General features: G+C 34.3%; 13 protein-coding genes. 2 read left to right on the top strand and 11 right to left on the bottom strand.

The genetic code is table 11. The features are described 5' to 3' along the window. Positions 1-38 precede the first annotated feature (38 nt). Positions 39-800, top strand: coding sequence for a hypothetical protein (locus ABEG63_RS14295; RefSeq protein WP_346585676.1), 762 nt, complete (start codon positions 39-41; stop codon positions 798-800). A 66-nt stretch (positions 801-866) separates the two neighbouring features. On the opposite strand, the gene ABEG63_RS14290 is transcribed toward ABEG63_RS14295, so the two are convergent. From ABEG63_RS14290 to folE, 8 genes are all read right to left on the bottom strand, one after another. Beyond that, positions 867-1,376, bottom strand: a complete 510-nt coding sequence (locus ABEG63_RS14290) for a ferritin (protein WP_346585674.1) — start codon at positions 1,374-1,376, stop codon at positions 867-869. Positions 1,377-1,503: 127 nt separating this feature from the next. Next, a complete protein-coding gene (locus tag ABEG63_RS14285; RefSeq protein ID WP_267405847.1) occupies positions 1,504-1,965 on the bottom strand; it encodes a hypothetical protein in 462 nt (153 codons plus the stop codon). A 180-nt stretch (positions 1,966-2,145) separates the two neighbouring features. Beyond that, positions 2,146-3,162 (bottom strand): hypothetical protein, encoded by a 1,017-nt coding sequence (locus ABEG63_RS14280; RefSeq protein WP_312396686.1) that lies wholly within the window; start codon positions 3,160-3,162, stop codon positions 2,146-2,148. A 138-nt stretch (positions 3,163-3,300) separates the two neighbouring features. After that, on the bottom strand, positions 3,301-5,952 hold the full coding sequence (locus ABEG63_RS14275) for a 4-alpha-glucanotransferase (protein ID WP_346585671.1): 2,652 nt from the start codon (positions 5,950-5,952) through the stop codon (positions 3,301-3,303). Positions 5,953-6,076: 124 nt separating this feature from the next. Beyond that, entirely contained in the window at positions 6,077-7,243 is a 1,167-nt protein-coding gene (locus tag ABEG63_RS14270; RefSeq protein WP_346585669.1) for a T9SS type A sorting domain-containing protein, read from the bottom strand. A 247-nt stretch (positions 7,244-7,490) separates the two neighbouring features. Further along, on the bottom strand, positions 7,491-8,957 hold the full coding sequence (gene cysS, locus ABEG63_RS14265; RefSeq protein ID WP_346585667.1) for a cysteine--tRNA ligase: 1,467 nt from the start codon (positions 8,955-8,957) through the stop codon (positions 7,491-7,493). Positions 8,958-9,105: 148 nt separating this feature from the next. Continuing rightward, positions 9,106-9,537 (bottom strand): DinB family protein, encoded by a 432-nt coding sequence (locus tag ABEG63_RS14260; protein WP_346585665.1) that lies wholly within the window; start codon positions 9,535-9,537, stop codon positions 9,106-9,108. An 11-nt stretch (positions 9,538-9,548) separates the two neighbouring features. After that, positions 9,549-10,217 (bottom strand): GTP cyclohydrolase I FolE, encoded by a 669-nt coding sequence (gene folE / locus ABEG63_RS14255; RefSeq protein ID WP_267405838.1) that lies wholly within the window; start codon positions 10,215-10,217, stop codon positions 9,549-9,551. A 98-nt stretch (positions 10,218-10,315) separates the two neighbouring features. On the opposite strand from folE, the gene ABEG63_RS14250 reads away from it, so the two are divergent. Then, positions 10,316-11,470 carry a hypothetical protein gene (locus ABEG63_RS14250; protein ID WP_346585663.1) on the top strand — a complete coding sequence of 385 codons (1,155 nt, stop codon included), beginning with the start codon at positions 10,316-10,318 and terminating at the stop codon, positions 11,468-11,470. A 66-nt stretch (positions 11,471-11,536) separates the two neighbouring features. Here the strand turns inward: ABEG63_RS14250 and ABEG63_RS14245 are convergent, their stop codons facing one another. From ABEG63_RS14245 to metH, 3 genes are all read right to left on the bottom strand, one after another. Next, positions 11,537-13,228 (bottom strand): hypothetical protein, encoded by a 1,692-nt coding sequence (locus tag ABEG63_RS14245; protein WP_346585661.1) that lies wholly within the window; start codon positions 13,226-13,228, stop codon positions 11,537-11,539. Between the two features lie 212 nt (positions 13,229-13,440). Then, complete coding sequence (gene metF / locus ABEG63_RS14240; RefSeq protein ID WP_267405835.1) at positions 13,441-14,400, bottom strand: methylenetetrahydrofolate reductase [NAD(P)H]; 960 nt, start codon at positions 14,398-14,400, stop codon at positions 13,441-13,443. A 31-nt stretch (positions 14,401-14,431) separates the two neighbouring features. Then, a complete protein-coding gene (gene metH, locus ABEG63_RS14235) occupies positions 14,432-17,098 on the bottom strand; it encodes a methionine synthase (protein ID WP_346585658.1) in 2,667 nt (888 codons plus the stop codon). Positions 17,099-17,138 lie beyond the last annotated feature (40 nt).

Below are 17,138 nucleotides of genomic sequence, written 5' to 3'. Positions count from 1 at the left end.
ATTTAATTTGTTAATTCGTTGTTGTAAAAAACAAATGAATGAAAAAATTAACAAACGTATTGCTAATCGCAGTTCTAGTATCTTGTAACCAACAGAAAAACGAGACTTCAAAATCTTCAAAAGAAAACATCTCTGTATCTGAAACTCCAATTTCATCAACTGTAGAACAAATTTCCGGAAGCTGGATTTCCAAAGCTTATATGGAAAATATTCAGAAAACAAAATCTATTTATCCGCATAGAAACACTGCTATCCCTTTATTCATAACTCTTGATAAAAATGAACTGCTTAAAGGAGAGGCTAATTTACGTGGTTTTACAGCACATGAGGGCGGCTTTGATGCACCTATTAAATTTGATGAAAGCAAAAAAGAATTTTTAGCAAATGGAAAAAGTACAGATCCTAATCTAAAAGATTTTTTAGGGTTAAAATTGGGCGGTCAAAATCTGGAAATGGTTTATCAAAATAAAACCGAAACTTATCAAAAATTTGATGGAGACGTCCAGAAAGATTTAAGAAAAATACTTTTTGACGGAAACTACTCAGAGAAGGGATCTTCTTCCACAATAACGTTCAGCAATGATGGTAAAGTAAATTTTAAGGATTATACCAAATATGAAATTGTGTATGATTTTGCCGATGGAACTCAAAATTTCGACGGAATTTTGCTTGAGAAGAATTCTGTAAAAGATTTGTACCAGTTTAAAATTACCGGAAATACCATCGAACTACAAAAAATGAAGGAAAGCGAAGAAGGTTTTAAACCTGAAGGAGAAAAATATATTTTGACTAAAAAATAGTAGGTTAAAATGTTTCGGCGGTGGCTTTGCCACCGCCGAAATTATATCTTAACAATAAAATTTAAATTAAGCTGTTGGATCCGGAGTAAAAACTCTCTGCGCCAATTCCTGATCAAAAAGATATAAAGCCGATGGATTATCGCTTACCATTTTGATTTTAGTTACATATTGCGATGCGCTTGCTTCTTCTTCTACTTGCTCGTTGATGAACCATTGTAAGAAAGAAGTTGTTGCAAAATCACCTTCCTCGTTTGCATTTTTTACGATGTTAAAAATACTTTTAGTTACTTTTTTCTCGTGCTCTAGAGCCTTCTCAAAAATATCGATCGCACCTACGAATTCATGAGGTGGCTTTGCAATTTCCCCGATGATAATTTCGCCTCCTACATCATTTAAATAATCAAACATTTTATCTGCGTGCATCAATTCTTCTTTGCTTTGCACTCTGAAATAATTGGCAATTCCGTCAAGATCTTTTGCAGAAAACCATGCAGACATAGAAAGGTAATATTGGGCAGCGTATTGTTCGTGAGCTATTTGTTCGTTAATTAATTTTGCAATTTTCTCGCTAATCATAAGTAATAAATTTATAGTCAAAATTAGGGAATAAAAGCCCGAAATCAAAAGTTTTAATGAAAATTAATACAAAAAGAGCAGAAAATCATCTGCTCTTTCAACATTAAAAAATCAAAAAAATAAGCTATTAATTCGCTTGCGGAGCTGCCGTCTCCATGTGTTTCTTCATCATTTTTCCTCCCTTCATTCCTTTGTCTTTCATCGCCACCTTTCTTGCTTCCATCTTCGCTTTTCTGTCTGCCTGCCATTTATCATACTGCGCTGGCGTTAAGATCTTCTTCATATCAGCATCCATCTGCGCTCTTTTAGCTTTCATTTCTTCCATTTTAGCCTGTCTTGCTTCTTTATTTTTAGCAAAATCAGCCTTCATATCATCTTTTCTTTTTTCATGAAGAGCTTTAATCTGCGCTACCTGAGATTGATTTAAATTTAAATCTTTCTGCATCTGAGCCAAATGCTCCTGCTCTTTTTGTTGTCTTTTTTGTTGAAATTCCGCTCTTTTGGCGTCTTTATCCTGTAGAGTTGTAGTTTGTGCCATTGCAAAACTTCCCATTCCAATAAATGCTATTGCTAAAATTAACTTTTTCATCTTTTTTAAATTTTTAATTAATTGTTATACATCTTTTTGATTATTAGTTAAAACTAAAGTTAAATGATAATATTCATAAAAAATGTTAAATTTAAATATCAATATTTTAATTTTTAAAACAAAAAAGGACAGATCAAAAATGACCTGCCCTTCACACCACTTAAATATAATATATGAAAATTAATTATTCGCTAATTTGTTTCTGAATCCACCACGATTCTCGTTTCCATTTCCTCGGTTTTCCTGTCTTGGAGCAGCATTTTCACTTCTTTGTCTAAATCCACCGTTATTGCTGTTTCCACGGAAACCATTGTTATCATTTCTTTTCGGCTCCTCTCTTCTTGCTTCATTATTTCCACCTCGGAATCCTCCATTATTTCCTCTGAAACCATTGTTGTTGTCAGCTCTTTCACTTCTGAAACCGTCATTGTTTCTATTTCCTCGGAAGCCTTCATTATTATTTCTTACCGCATTATCATTGTTATTTCTGAAACCGCTGTTATTTCTCACATTGTCATTTCTGAAACCGCCAGAATTATTATTTCTGTTATTCGACTGATTTCTAAATCCTCCGGAATACGTATTATTTCTCACAATATTAATTGTCGGATTATCCATTCTGCGGAATTTCGCTCTGTCAACTCTGTAAATATTAATATTCACATTTCTGTAACGAGGCATTGGTCTGCAGATCGAAGCGTAATGCGTTCTTCTGTAATTTTGGAAATAAACAACCGGGCTGCTATATCCTCTGTAATAATTGTTTTGGAAAACAACGAAAACTCTCGGTCCCATAATTCTTTCCAGTGCATAAAAACGATCATAATACCATCTGTCTGGGTTGTATCTGTAGAAATTATTCCATGTTGAAAAACTTGAATACAGATTATTTAATTGTAAAATCTGATCTATTTGCCAACGAGACAATCTGTTTTGGGTGAAGAATACATTCCAGTTTACGTTTACAATACTGTTCCTGTAGTCGTTATAATTACTTTGGTAGTAATTGCTTGGGTAATAATCCTGAGGATAATTGTAATAATAATCATCCGGGAAATAATTCTGGTCATCCTGATCGCTGTAATATCCATTGTCATTCTGATAATATCCGTCATCATCCCAGCCATTGTTTGGATACTGCTGAGCAAACGATAAAGTCGCCATACTCAAAGCAAAACCGATTAATATTTTTTTCATTTTATAGTCGTTAATTGGTTAATATATAGTAGAATATCTTTATTCTATCTTTTGGATATAAATAAAAAAAAGAAGTTAAATCTTTCGATAAAACTTCTTTTAATTTTTTATCAAGTAATTGATAATCAAATGTTAAATTTATGCTCTTCCGCTATCTTTTACCCAGTTTGCAATTTTTTGATTGAAATTGGTCTGCGTTTTTAGATCTTCTAAATTCAAATGCATTCTGTATCTCCAATAATGCGGGAAAACCGCCGGATTATTGATTCTCTCGTTATCCATTTTCGGATTTTTAAGTGCTTTATCTGTTGCTAAAAACTCCTGAATCGGGAAAATTGCTAACATCGAATCATTGTAAAGATGCTGCTTCATAATAATTTCTGCCAGATTTTCATTCAATTCATCAGGTGCTTTTCCATACTGAACCAATTGTTGATTAAAATATTTTTGCGTCAAAGCCGGATCTTCTTTCCACCACTGTCTCAACGTCGAACTATCGTGCGAAGAAGCCGTTACCACATTCAGATAACTCGCATTTTTAGGATTATAAAACGGAATATTATCTGATGGCATTCTTTGAACTTTCAATGCAATAATCGCCAATTCATCCATCACCACAGGAACACAATCCGGAACCAGACCAAGATCTTCTCCACAAATCAACATTTCAGTGGCATTCAAGATCATTGGGAGTTTTTCCATCGCTTTTTCGTGCCAAAGACCATCTTGTCTCTTGAAGAAATAATCGTGATACAAATCGTAGATTGCCTTTCTTTCCCAATCCGAAAGATATTTGTAAGAATCTGTATTGTAAACATTAAATCTCGGATGATACACAATTTGCCCGTTTCTTTTTTCAATTAAAAATAAAACATTGGCACAAAGTGAAATTAGTTGCTTTTCAATCGAACCTCTTGGGTTTTTCTTGAAGAAATCTGATAATTTTCTTTGAGTATTAAATTCTTCTTTAAATGAATACGTTCCGTCCTGATTATTGTTGATAAATTCAAGTGCTTTACTACTGTTTTCACCAAAATATTTCCAAAGAACATGATCGTTGATAAACGGTTTGCAATATCTGTCAAAATTAAATGGAATATGCCAAGCGTTGAATTCCTCCAGTGTAATCGGAACAGCAGGATAAAAATATCCCAAAATCCCTTGTGTTGCAGAAATCGGCATTCTCCAGATTCTGAAAAAACCTAAAATATGGTCGATTCTCATGGCATCAAAATACTGTTCCAATGCCTTAAATCTATTTTTCCACCATTTATAATCGTCAGCTTTCATCGCTTCCCAATTATAGGTTGGAAATTCCCAGTTTTGTCCCAATTCTGTAAACTGATCTGGTGGTGCTCCGGCTTGGAAATCCATTCCGAATAATTCAGGTTCTGTCCATGCTTCTACCGAATATCTGTAAATTCCGATTGGCAAATCTCCTTTTACAGAAACGCCTAAGCTATGGGTATAATCAATCGCATCTTTCAACTGCTTATGAAGTTGATATTGTACCCAGGCATGAAGCATTGAAGCATCGTAATCTTTACTTTTCGCGGTAAAAAACGGAGTAATTTTTCCTGCGATATATTTTTTGTGCGTCTTCCATTCATTGAAATTCGGAGTTTTGTATTTATCTCTCAAAACACAAAACGCAGAATATGGAAGCAACCAACTTTCGTTGTCTTTTATGAACTTTTTAAAGTTTCTATCTTTATAAATTTTCTCTTTACCTTCATTAAAAACCGCTTTCAGATATTTCCATTTTCCGGAAATCATCTTTTCGTAATCGATTAATTCTAATGAATTTAATTCTGATTTTTCAGCTTTATATTCTTCAACTAAATCTTTAGGTAATTTAAAATCAAGATTTTCAAGAGAAATATATTGCGGATGCAAAGCGTAAACAGAAACCGCTGCATAAGGATAAGAATCCGTCCATGTATAATTAGCCGTTGTATCGTTGATTGGTAAAATTTGAATGATTCCTAAATTGGTTTCATTCGTCCAATCTGCCAATTTTTTCATGTCAGAAAATTCTCCTACACCGAAACCGTCTTCCGTTCTCAAAGAGAAAATCGGAACAGCAACTCCAGCGTCATGATACATCTGATACAATTTGAACTTAAAATAATGATTTGAAACAATCTGCAAAACATCTTTCAACTGATTCGGCAAAGCAAAACGGTTTTCTCCAGTTTCAACATCGATTACTTTACCTTTTTCGGTATCGTAAAGACAATATTTATATTGAATAATTTCGTTCTCAGGAATTTCAAGCGAAGTTTCCCAAATTCCAAAATCGGTCTGAGATAAATGGATCGCTTTTTCGTAATCCCAATTTCCTAAAGAAGCCGTGTTTCCAAACAAAACGATTTTCCAGCTCGGATTATAAATCGGCGCTTCAATTCGGAATAAATGCGTATGTTTTTTCAACACTGAAATTTTCTCAGGAGAGAAGGTATTCAGCTTGTTGTAAAGAATTTTATTGTTTAAATAATTTTCAGGAAAATTTTTATTATTCCACTCATCAAAAATTACAAATTCCTTGTAGTTGTGCGGAAAATTAAGATGATGCGGAACAAATTCTTCTCTTAGAACATTTCCTTTTTCATCTATCAATTGATATTGATATGAAATCGTTTTTGAAAAAAAATCAACCTCAGATTTCCACAATCCGTTTTCTGCATAAAACATTACGTGCTTTTGCGGAACAGCTCCTTCTTCATTGATAATCAACTGCAAAGATTCTCCTATTTTTGCATTGTATCCTACATTAAAGTATAGCTTCATTTATATTTTTTTATAAAAATACATTATAATCTTGAAAAACAAAACTTATTGAATATCAAATATTCATTAAAAAAACCTTCCCAAAAAATTGAAAAGGTTTCTAAGTTTTAAACAAAGTTAAAGATTATTCTGTAACTAAAATTTTCTTGTTCAATAATATTTTTCCAGATTCATCAGTAATATTTACCAAATAAGCTCCGCTCACTAAGTTTTTAAGATAAATCTGCTGATTCAAAGAACCGTCTTTTACAGATAAATTTTCCTTCATTACATTTTTACCAGATAAGTCGAAAACATTCATTTTAATGTTCCCTTTTACTGATTTATCGTTCACATTTACATTGATGAATTTTTCATCAACTCTCGTCGGATAAATATCTAAGTTGGCAAAAACGTTATTTGAAATTGTTCTATCATACGCGAAATATTTACTTGCCAAATCGTAAATGTGAAGGTTTTGTTCCCCCGGAATTTGTTTTGCCTGTAAAGTATTCAAATCAACTTCATATAAAGAAGCTCCTTTTGCACTTGCAATCACTACTTTTCCTTTTGAATTAACCGCAGAACCGTTCACTGAATAATTTTCAGGAATGCCGGAAATTTTACCCATAAATTTCGCTTTCAGTTCTTTCGTAGAAACTTTAAAAACATTTCCAGAAGTGGAAAAAACAAAGAAGTTATTCTCTGTATCGGCAATCATATCGCCTCCAAAACCAGTTTCGATTGCTGTGAAAGAATTTTTTCCGTTGGAAGCATCATCTTTAATGATTCCAAGGTCGTTTACAGTATATTGATTTCCTTTTCTGCTGATCTGCAAAAACTGAGTTCCGGAATTGTTAATGGCATAAATGTTTCCATCATAACCCGTTGTCATTCTCGTAATATGAGAATTGATGTCGCATGAAGTTACTCTTGCCACATTGTTTTCCACCAACGTGATTTCTTTAGTTTTCGCATTCAAAATGTAAATATTAGAAGAAAACATCGGCATATACACCAAATTGTTATTGAATGAATCAAAAGCCAACGTTGCCATTGTAGTTGCCTGAGCATTATTGTAGGTATTTTTATCTTCAGTTATAACTCCTCTATTTGTTTGCGAAAAAACTCTTGTAGAAGAATCGGAAGTAAAAATTTTCTCTCCGGAAATTCCATTTGCTACATCAATTGCACGGAAATCGTTGAAAGTAATACTCGGTGTATCTTTTCCTACCAAGGCGAAAAAATCTTGTTGCGCAGAAACGTTCGCTCCAATTAACAACGAAAATAAAGGGAATAAATGTTTTTTCATAGTCTGTAAATTTTATTTTTAATCATTTTATTATGACTAAGTTACATAATTTTTGAATTGGATTGTAATTTTTTTTTAGGTTGAGATTAAGGTTTAGACTAAGATTTGAAAATAAATTTCTTCTTAGAAATAATGGTTTTATGCATAAAAAACTCTCGCAGATTTTATGGATTTGGCAGATGATTGTATTTAAAAATCTGCGTAATCTGTAAAATCTGCGAGAGATATAGTAAAAGAAAACTTTATTCTAATTCAAAACGTAAGTCGTTCCGTCTCTTCCGTCTTTCAGCTCGATGCCTTCTGCAAGGAGTTTATCACGAATTTGATCTGATAAATCAAAGTTTTTAGATTTTCTTGCCTGATTTCTCAATTCAATTAAAACCTGTAAAGTCTGGTCTAATTTTTCGTTATTGTTTTCCTCAATTGCCTGAAGTCCTAAAACATCGAAAACTAAAGCATTTAAAGTAGATTTTAAATCTTCTAAATCTTTCGTTGAAATCGTTTCTTTAGCATCATTTAAAGCAAAAATATATTTTACAGCTTCAAATAAATGCGCAATCAAAACCGGAGAGTTGAAATCATCTGTTAAAGCATCATACGCTTTATTTTTCCATTCCTCAAGATTGAAGCCAGATTGTTTTTCATCATTCGGAGTAATAGAGTTTAAAACTTTAATCGCTTCCATTAATCTGATGAAACCTTTTTCACTTGCCAACATCGCATCATTCGAAATATCCAAAACACTTCTGTAATGAGCCTGCAAAAAGCAAAAACGTACAATCGATGGATGGAAAGGCTTTTCAAAGAAATCATTTTCACCAGTCATTAACTGCATTGGCAAAATATAATTCCCTGTTGATTTACTCATACGTTGAGAATTCATTGTCAGCATATTAGCATGCATCCAGTAATTTACCGGAGAAGCATCATTGCAAGCTTTCCCTTGTGCGATTTCACATTCGTGGTGCGGGAATTTCAAATCCATTCCACCTCCGTGAATGTCGAAAGTTTCACCTAAATATTTAGTGCTCATCGCAGTACATTCAAGATGCCATCCCGGGAAACCTTCTCCCCAAGGCGAATTCCATCTCATGATGTGTGCCGGGGAAGCTTTTTTCCACAATGCAAAATCCTGTGGATTTTTCTTTTCGCCTTGTCCGTCTAAATCACGGGTATTGGCGAAAAGTTCTTCGATATTTCTTTTTGACAACTCACCATAATTCAAGCCTCTTGCATTATATTCCAACACATCGAAATACACAGAACCATTGCTTTCGTAAGCGAATCCTTTTTCAATTAATTTTTGAGTTAATTCAATTTGTTCAACGATATGACCTGTTGCAGTGGGTTCGATATTTGGTGGCAATAAATTGAACATATCCAAAACTTTATGAAAATCAACCGTATATTTTTGTACGATTTCCATAGGCTCCAATTTTTCAAGACGAGTTTGCTTTACGAATCTATCGTTATTCACGTCTCCATCGTCGGTAAGGTGACCTGCATCGGTAATATTTCTTACATATCTCACCTTGTAACCTAAATGCATTAAACTTCTGTAAATGAAGTCGAAAGAAAGGAAAGTTCTTACATTTCCCAAATGCACATTGCTATAAACCGTTGGTCCACAGACGTACATTCCCACATTTCCTTCTAAAATTGGTTTAAATATTTCTTTTTCTCCCGCAAGCGAGTTGTATATTTTTAGTTGCATTTTTTTATTTTGATTTAATGATTTTAAAATTTAGTTTAAAGTTTTAATTATTAAAAGACTTTCACTTTTTAATAACAGCATTTACAGCAACAACAAATAATTGTGGCTACAAAAATTTTATCTGAAACTTTTTTAAATTTTATCATTATTAAATTGCTTTTAAATGATGTTGTAAATGACTAATGTAATCATTAATAATAAATTCTAATGTGAAAATCTGAGGTTCTGTTTTTGTCATATCACAGGTTCTTTGCAAAGCTTCATCCGGAATATTTTCAACAATATTCACAATCTGAAAATTAAGAAATTTCCAAAGATTGATAATATCCGACGTCGGAATATTCTGATAATTCTGAGCTTTTACCCACAAATTCTGATCATAAACAATATTCTCGTTTTCTTTATATTGAGTAACTACAAATCTCCTAATATTCGTGAAAGCACTATCACAAAGATGACCTAAAATTTCTTTTTTCGACCATTTTTCAGGGGAAATTTTATACGACCAATCTTCTTCATAAATTTCTTCAAATCTTAGAAGTTCTTCCTCAACAATATTTTTAAGAATCTGATAATCCACGAGTCATGACTTTAATAATCCAATTTCGCATGACTTCCTACATAATGAAGGAATTCCTGTCTTGTAATAGGATTTGTTCTGAAAATCCCACTTAATTCTGCTGTAATAGTAGAACTTGCCGTATCTTTGATTCCTCTGCAATTTACACAAAGATGCTTTGCATCGATGATACAGGCAACATTTTCTGTTCCCAAAGCTTCTTTCAAAGCATCTACAATCTGCATCGTCAATCTTTCCTGAACCTGAGGTCTTTTCGCATAATAATCAACAATTCTATTGATTTTTGAAAGACCAATCACTTCACCGTTCGAAATATAAGCAACATGTGCTCTTCCGATAATCGGTAAAAAGTGATGTTCGCAGAACGAGTATACTGTAATATCTTTTTCCACCAACATCTGGCGGTATTTATATTTGTTCGAAAAGGTAGAAATTCCCGGTTTATTTTCCGGAAGAAGTCCTCCAAAAATTTCGTTTACATACATTTTGGCAACACGTTTTGGAGAATCTTTCAACGAATCATCAGTCATATCAAGTCCCAGCGTTTCCATAATCTCACCGAATAGCTCGGTTATTTTCTCAATCTTTTCCTGTGGCGATTTTTCAAAAGCATCTTCCCTTATAGGCGTATGTTCTTTTCCAGTGAAAATATCATCGTCGTTATCAGTAAAATCAACCATTTTTATTTAATTTGCACAAAAATACGGATAAAATCTGTTCGTCATATTTAATTTGGTTGAAAAACATTATCTTTCAATCTTCACTCTCATTTTAAGTCATGATTATTGTTGAAGAAGTACAAAACGAAACCCAGAAAAAGGAATTTTTAGAATTTCCAGCCACACTTTATCAACATGACAAAAATTACATCAGACCTTTAAACAAAGATATTGAAGAGGTTTTTAATCCACAAAAAAACAAATTTTTCAGAAACGGAGAATGTGTAAGATTTCTCTTTAAGAATAAACAAAATCAATTAGTTGGGAAAGTTGCTGTTTTTGTTAACGAAACTTATCAACAAAATCAGCCAACAGGAGGAATTGGTTTTTTTGATTGTATTAACGATCAATCAACCGCAAATTTTATTTTTGATCATTGTAAAATTTGGCTTCAGCAAAGAGGAATGGATGCGATGGACGGGCCGATTAATTTCGGAGAACGCGATAAATTTTGGGGACTTTTAATTGATGGTTTTATAGAACCTTTGTACGGGATGAATTATAATTTCCCTTATTACAAAGAGCTTTTTGAGAATTATGGTTTTAAAATTTATTTTGAACAACTTTGCTTCTCAAGATCTATTTTTGCTGATGTTTCAAGAGTTTTTACCGTAATGCATGCTAAACATAAACGAAATCCTGAAATTTCCGCCATCCCGATGACGAAAGATAAACTGGAAAAATTTGCGAAAGATTTTACGGAAGTTTATAATAAAGCATGGGCTTCGCATGGTGAAGGGAAACAAATGGAAGAAGCGAAAACTTTGAAAATGTTCAAAAAAATGAAACCGATTATCAATGAACATATTTCGTGGTTCGTTTATGAAAATGAAAAGCCGATTGCGATGTGGATGAATATTCCGGATACCAACCAATGGTTTAAATATTTGAATGGAAAATTTGATTGGTTTGAAAAACTTAAATTTCTTTTGGTGAAAAGGTTTAAGAAAAATGAAAAAATGATTGGTTTGGTTTTCGGCGTTGTTCCAGAATGGCAAAGAAAAGGAATCGATGGTTTTATGATTTGGGAAGGAACTCAGCATCTAAGAAAACATACTGATTTTAGAACTACAGAGCTCCAATGGATTGGCGATTTTAATCCTAAAATGATAAAGATTGCTGAAAATCTGGATACGAATGTGACTAGAAAATTGGCAACATATCGTTATCTTTTTGATCGAAATAAAGAATTTGAAAGGCATCCGATGTTGTAAGATATAATTTCGGCGGTGGCAAAGCCACCGCCGAAACATTTTAACCTAAATAAATTGTATTGAAAATTATCTTAATCTTTGAATCAAAATCAAACTTCTGTAGGAGTTTCCAGTTCCCGGAGTTTGTTGAGATGCAGTTGTAAATGTATTTGTTCCTGGACTGATAGTAAAGTCTACTGTTTGTGCAGTTCCTGTGATATTAATAAAATCATCAAAATAATAAGTTGTTGTTTGATTGGAATTATTGGTAAAATTAACTAAAGAATATTCGCTGTTATTCACAATACTTTTTAAAAATACAGAATTCGCAGAACTCGTACTAGCAAAATTACCTACTAATCTTACTTGCACCTTGTAAGTTCCTGGCTGAAGGGTAATCTGGTCTGTTGTTCTTGCTGGTGATCCTTGGCCGGCAGCTACACTAACTCCCGAAGCAATAGTAGCCCCAATAATTGTATTAATAAAATTTGGAGCCCCATTTGGAGCATTGGCCATTAGAGCAGAAGTATTATTCTGATTTGATCTTAGCCCGGCTTCCACTCCAACAGCATAGGTAGCAGCATTTAATCCTATTCTCAAGATTTGTCCCTCTACAGATACCGTATTATTTCTATAAATATCACCATTAGCATCAATTACCAAACCTGTAGAAGCCGTATTGGTAGGAAGTGTAGCTAAACTTTCAAACCTTACAGCAGCCGAATTTGCATTTACATGAAATCTTCTTGCTGGTGCATTGGTGCCAATTCCCACATTTCCGGCAGATGTTATTCTCATGCGCTCAAGTAAAGTTCCGCCTAATGAATTTCCAAAATAGAAATCTTCTTCGGCTCCGGTTGTTACAGTTGCTCCGGTACGAATGCTTCCAATTCCCCAATTTCCTCCACCTGAGGTAGGTCCGCTATTGGTAAAATTTAATAATGAAAAATTTCCGGTTGCTAATGCTGAGGTATTTCTTAATGCTAAAACACCATACTGATTGGTAGAAGCATCAGCATCCATCAAATTAAACCGATTAGCCGCTGCGGCATCTGAAACCACATGTAACCTATGCCCAGGGGTAATGGTACCGATACCAACGTTTCCAGCGCTGGTAACCGAAACTCTTGCTGTATTATTGGTACCAAGCGTGAGAGGAGTAGTATTGGTTGTAAATAAGTTCATACCCGTAGAGGCACCGGTGGTCGTAATTTGGGCTACTCCTGCATTATCCTGAAAAAGATTCAAAATAGACGTTCCTGAAGATAAAGCTAAAGATCCTCTATTTGCACCTGAAGCCAATAAACGACCTTCAGTAGCATTAGTAACTATAGTAACACTACTGTTTGAAGCGTTATTAAAATTTAGCTGATTTCCACCAGTGGTAACTGTTCTAGGTCCGGAAAGTACTCCATTTGAATTATAAATATTAACAGCGTTGTCGTTTACGTTTTTCCAAACTGTACCGTTAAAAAAATAGTAGCCAACACCTGTAATCTCTACTGTTTGTGCTAAACTAGGCGTAGTTCCTGTCGGAGTTGTAGAATCGGTAACATATACCAAAGCTCCTACTTGTGCTGCAGCGTAATTTCCTGCGACTTTTGAAGCTAACTGTTGTCTTGTTACCCTTGGAGCCGAAATGCCATCTTTTGAGGAAGTAGAAGCTGCATTTCCGACTACATCTAATGAAGTTTGGGGAAGAGGTGTATTAATACCTACCTGCGCGTATAAGTTTACTGATAGCGCAAGAACCCCGATAAGTAATGTTATTTTTTTCATATAAAGCAGAATTTAAAATGAAAATAAAAAATAAAAATCACTAATTGTGTTAAAATATTGTTTTTAACACACTAAAATTGAAAATTTAATTCATTAACTAAATTTATTGAAAAAGAGACGAATCTATTATGGAAAATTCTTAATTTAATAAGCTTTTAATACAAAAAAAGCCCTGTCTTTCGACAAGGCCATCAAATATCACTTTTACTTTATTAGAATAGCTCTCCAGCTACTTTTTTTATGTTGTCGCTTTTTCCCATGGAATAAAAATGTAATACAGGAACTCCAAAATCAAGCAACTCTCTGCACTGATTAATAGCCCATTCAATACCAATCTGCTTTACAGCTTCGTTGTTTTTGGCATTTTCAACTTCATTGATGAGCTCTTCAGGCAAATCAATTTTAAAAATCTGAGGTAAAATTTTCAAATGCTTCTTTGTCGCAATTGGCTTAATTCCCGGAATAATCGGAACTGTAATTCCCATTTCACGGGCTTTTTTCACAAACTCAATGAACTTTTTATTATCGAAAAACATTTGCGTTACGATATAATCTGCTCCTGCATCAACTTTTTGCTTCAACCATTTTAGGTCGTAATTCATTGAAGGTGCCTCCATGTGTTTTTCAGGATAGCCAGCAACTCCGATGCAGAATTTATTATGCTCTTCACATTCTTCATCCTGATTATGAAGATATTTTCCGCGACCTAAATCATTGATCTGATGAACTAAATCCATTGCACTGGCATGACCTCCCTGAGTGGGTTCAAAATATTGGTGACCTTTCATGGCATCACCTCTCAAAGCCATGATGTTATCGATTCCCAGATACATACAATCTACCAAAAGATATTCTGTTTCCTCTTTGGTAAAACCTCCGCAAAGCAAATGCGGAACCGTATCAACATTATATTTATGCTGAATGGCTGCGCAAATACCCAATGTTCCGGGGCGCATTCTTGTGATACGACGCTCCATCAAGCCGTTTCCTTTATCAATGTAAATATATTCTTCTCTAGAAGTCGTCACATCGATAAATGGTGGTTTAAATTCCATCAAAGGATCGATATTCTTATATAAATCTTCAATCCCGATTCCTTTTTGTGGCGGAACAACTTCGAGGGAGAACAATGTTTTTCCGTTTGCGTTTTTTATATGATCAGTGATTTTCATTATTAATTATAATAGTAAGTTTTTATTTGAATTAAATTCCATCCGCTAAATTAGGATTCAACCACTTTTTGGCTTCCTGCAGAGAAATCCCTTTTCTTTTCGAATAATCCTTCAACTGGTCTTCAGCAATTTTTCCTAATCCGAAATATTTCGCGTGCGGACTTCCGAAATAATATCCGGAAACGGCTGCAGTCGGGAACATCGCTAAACTTTCCGTCAAGTAAACTCCGATTTCTTCTTCAACTTTTAACAAATTCCAAATCGCATGTTTTTCCAAATGATCTGGACAAGCAGGATAACCTGGAGCAGGACGAATTCCTTTATATTTTTCGGCAATTAATTCTTCATTGCTTAAATTTTCCTGATTCGCATAACCCCAATATTCCGTTCTTACTTTTTTATGTAAAAATTCGGCGTAGGCTTCTGCAAAACGGTCTGCCAAAGCTTTTACCATGATGGCGTTATAATCGTCATTCGCTTTTTCATATTCATCTGATAATTCATCGGTTCCGAAACCTGTAGTTACACAGAAAGCTCCCATATAATCGGTTTTTCCTGAACTTTGAGGTGCAATAAAATCACTTAAAGCCAAATAATCTTTTCCTTTTGAACGTTGAGCTTGTTGTCTTAATGTTAAGAATTTTACTTTCTGCTCATTATTTTCATCAAAGATTAAAATATCATCCGTTTCATTAGAGTTCGCTTTAAAAATTCCAAAAATGGCTTTTGCAGTTAATAATTTTTCATCTAAAATTCGATTTAAAATAATCTGCGCATCTTTAAATAATTCCTTTGCCTGAGCTCCAACAACCTCATCTTCCAAAATATTCGGATATTTTCCATGAAGATCCCAGCTTCTGAAAAAAGGCGACCAATCGATAAAAGGCAATAATTCTCTCAAATCCTGATTTTCAAAAACCTGAATTCCTAATTGATTTGGTGTAAAAATTTCTTCATTTTCCCAATCGATTTTAAATTTGTCTTTTCGGGCATCTTCAATGGGTACATAGTCTTTATCAACCTGTCTGTTCAGGAATTTTTCTCTGAAATCCGAATAGTCACTTTTTAAATCTTCAACATATTCTTTATTTCTGTCACCCAACAATGAACTCACAACGTTTACCGCTCTAGAAGCATCATTAACGTGAACAACGGCATTTTTATATTTTAAATCGATTTTCACAGCGGTATGTGCTTTTGAAGTCGTCGCACCACCAATTAACAAAGGAAAATCTAAATTTTGTCTCTCCAATTCTGAAGCGATGTATACCATTTCATCCAAACTTGGCGTGATCAATCCACTCAATCCGATAACATCTACTTTTTCTTCAATTGCTGTTTGAATGATTTTTTCGGCAGGAACCATCACCCCCAAATCAACAATTTCGTAGTTGTTACAACCCAAAACAACGCTCACAATATTTTTACCGATATCATGAACATCACCTTTTACAGTTGCCATCAAAATTTTCCCATTGGCTGGTTTAGAACCATCTTTTTCAGCTTCAATATAAGGTTGCAGATAAGCCACCGCTTTTTTCATTACCCTTGCCGATTTTACAACCTGTGGCAAGAACATTTTTCCGCTTCCGAATAGATCTCCGACAACGCCCATTCCGGTCATTAAGTTGATTTCAATAACGTGAAGTGGCTTCGCAGCCTGTTGTCTTGCTTCTTCCACGTCTTCTTCGATGAAACGGTCGATCCCTTTTACCAAAGCATGAGTGATTCTATCCTGTAATGGTTTTGTTCTCCATTCCAGATCCTCTACTTTTTCTTTTTTAACCGATTTATGTTTTTCAGAATAATCAAGAAGTCGTTCTGTGGCATCTTCTCTCTTATCAAGAATTACATCTTCAACTAATTCTAGGAGTTCTTTATTAATTTCATCATAAACCTCCAACATCGCAGGATTTACGATTCCCATATTCATTCCCGCCTGAATCGCATGATATAGGAAAACTGAGTGCATTGCCTCTCTCACCGTGTCATTTCCACGGAACGAGAACGAAACATTGGAAACTCCCCCACTCACAGACGCATACGGAAGATTTTGGCGAACCCATCTTGTCGCTTCGATAAAGTCGATGGCGTTTCTTCTGTGTTCATCCATTCCCGTAGCAACAGGGAAAATATTTAAATCGAAAATAATATCTTCCGCAGGGAAATTTAATTGATTAACCAAAAGATCATAAGAACGCTTTGAAATTTCAATTCTACGTTCATAAGTATCGGCCTGTCCTACCTCATCGAACGCCATAACGATCATCGCCGCCCCATATCTTTTAATCGCTTTTGCATGTTTGATAAATTCTTCCTCGCCTTCTTTTAAGCTGATAGAATTGACCACACATTTTCCCTGAGCTACCTGTAATCCGGCTTCCAGAATTTCCCATTTCGAAGAATCGACCATAATCGGAATTCTTGCGATATCCGGTTCGGAAGCAATTAAATTTAAAAATTTAATCATCGAAGCTTTTCCGTCAATCAATCCGTCATCGAAATTGACATCAAGAATCTGCGCCCCACCTTCAACCTGGTGACGCGCAATATCAAGAGCTTCAGAATATTTCTCCTCTTTTATTAATCTTAAAAATTTCTTTGAACCGGCAACATTGGTTCTTTCACCAACGTTGATGAAATTACTTTCCGGCGTAATAATCAAAGGCTCAAGCCCCGACAATCTTAAATACTTCATAGTTTAATTTACCAATGTATCAATGTAACAGTCTATTAAT

This window comes from Chryseobacterium sp. C39-AII1 (assembly GCF_039672645.1).
Lineage (GTDB): Bacteria > Bacteroidota > Bacteroidia > Flavobacteriales > Weeksellaceae > Chryseobacterium.
Note: the sequence above shows the minus strand (reverse complement) of the source record. Positions and strands in the feature narration are given on the sequence as shown.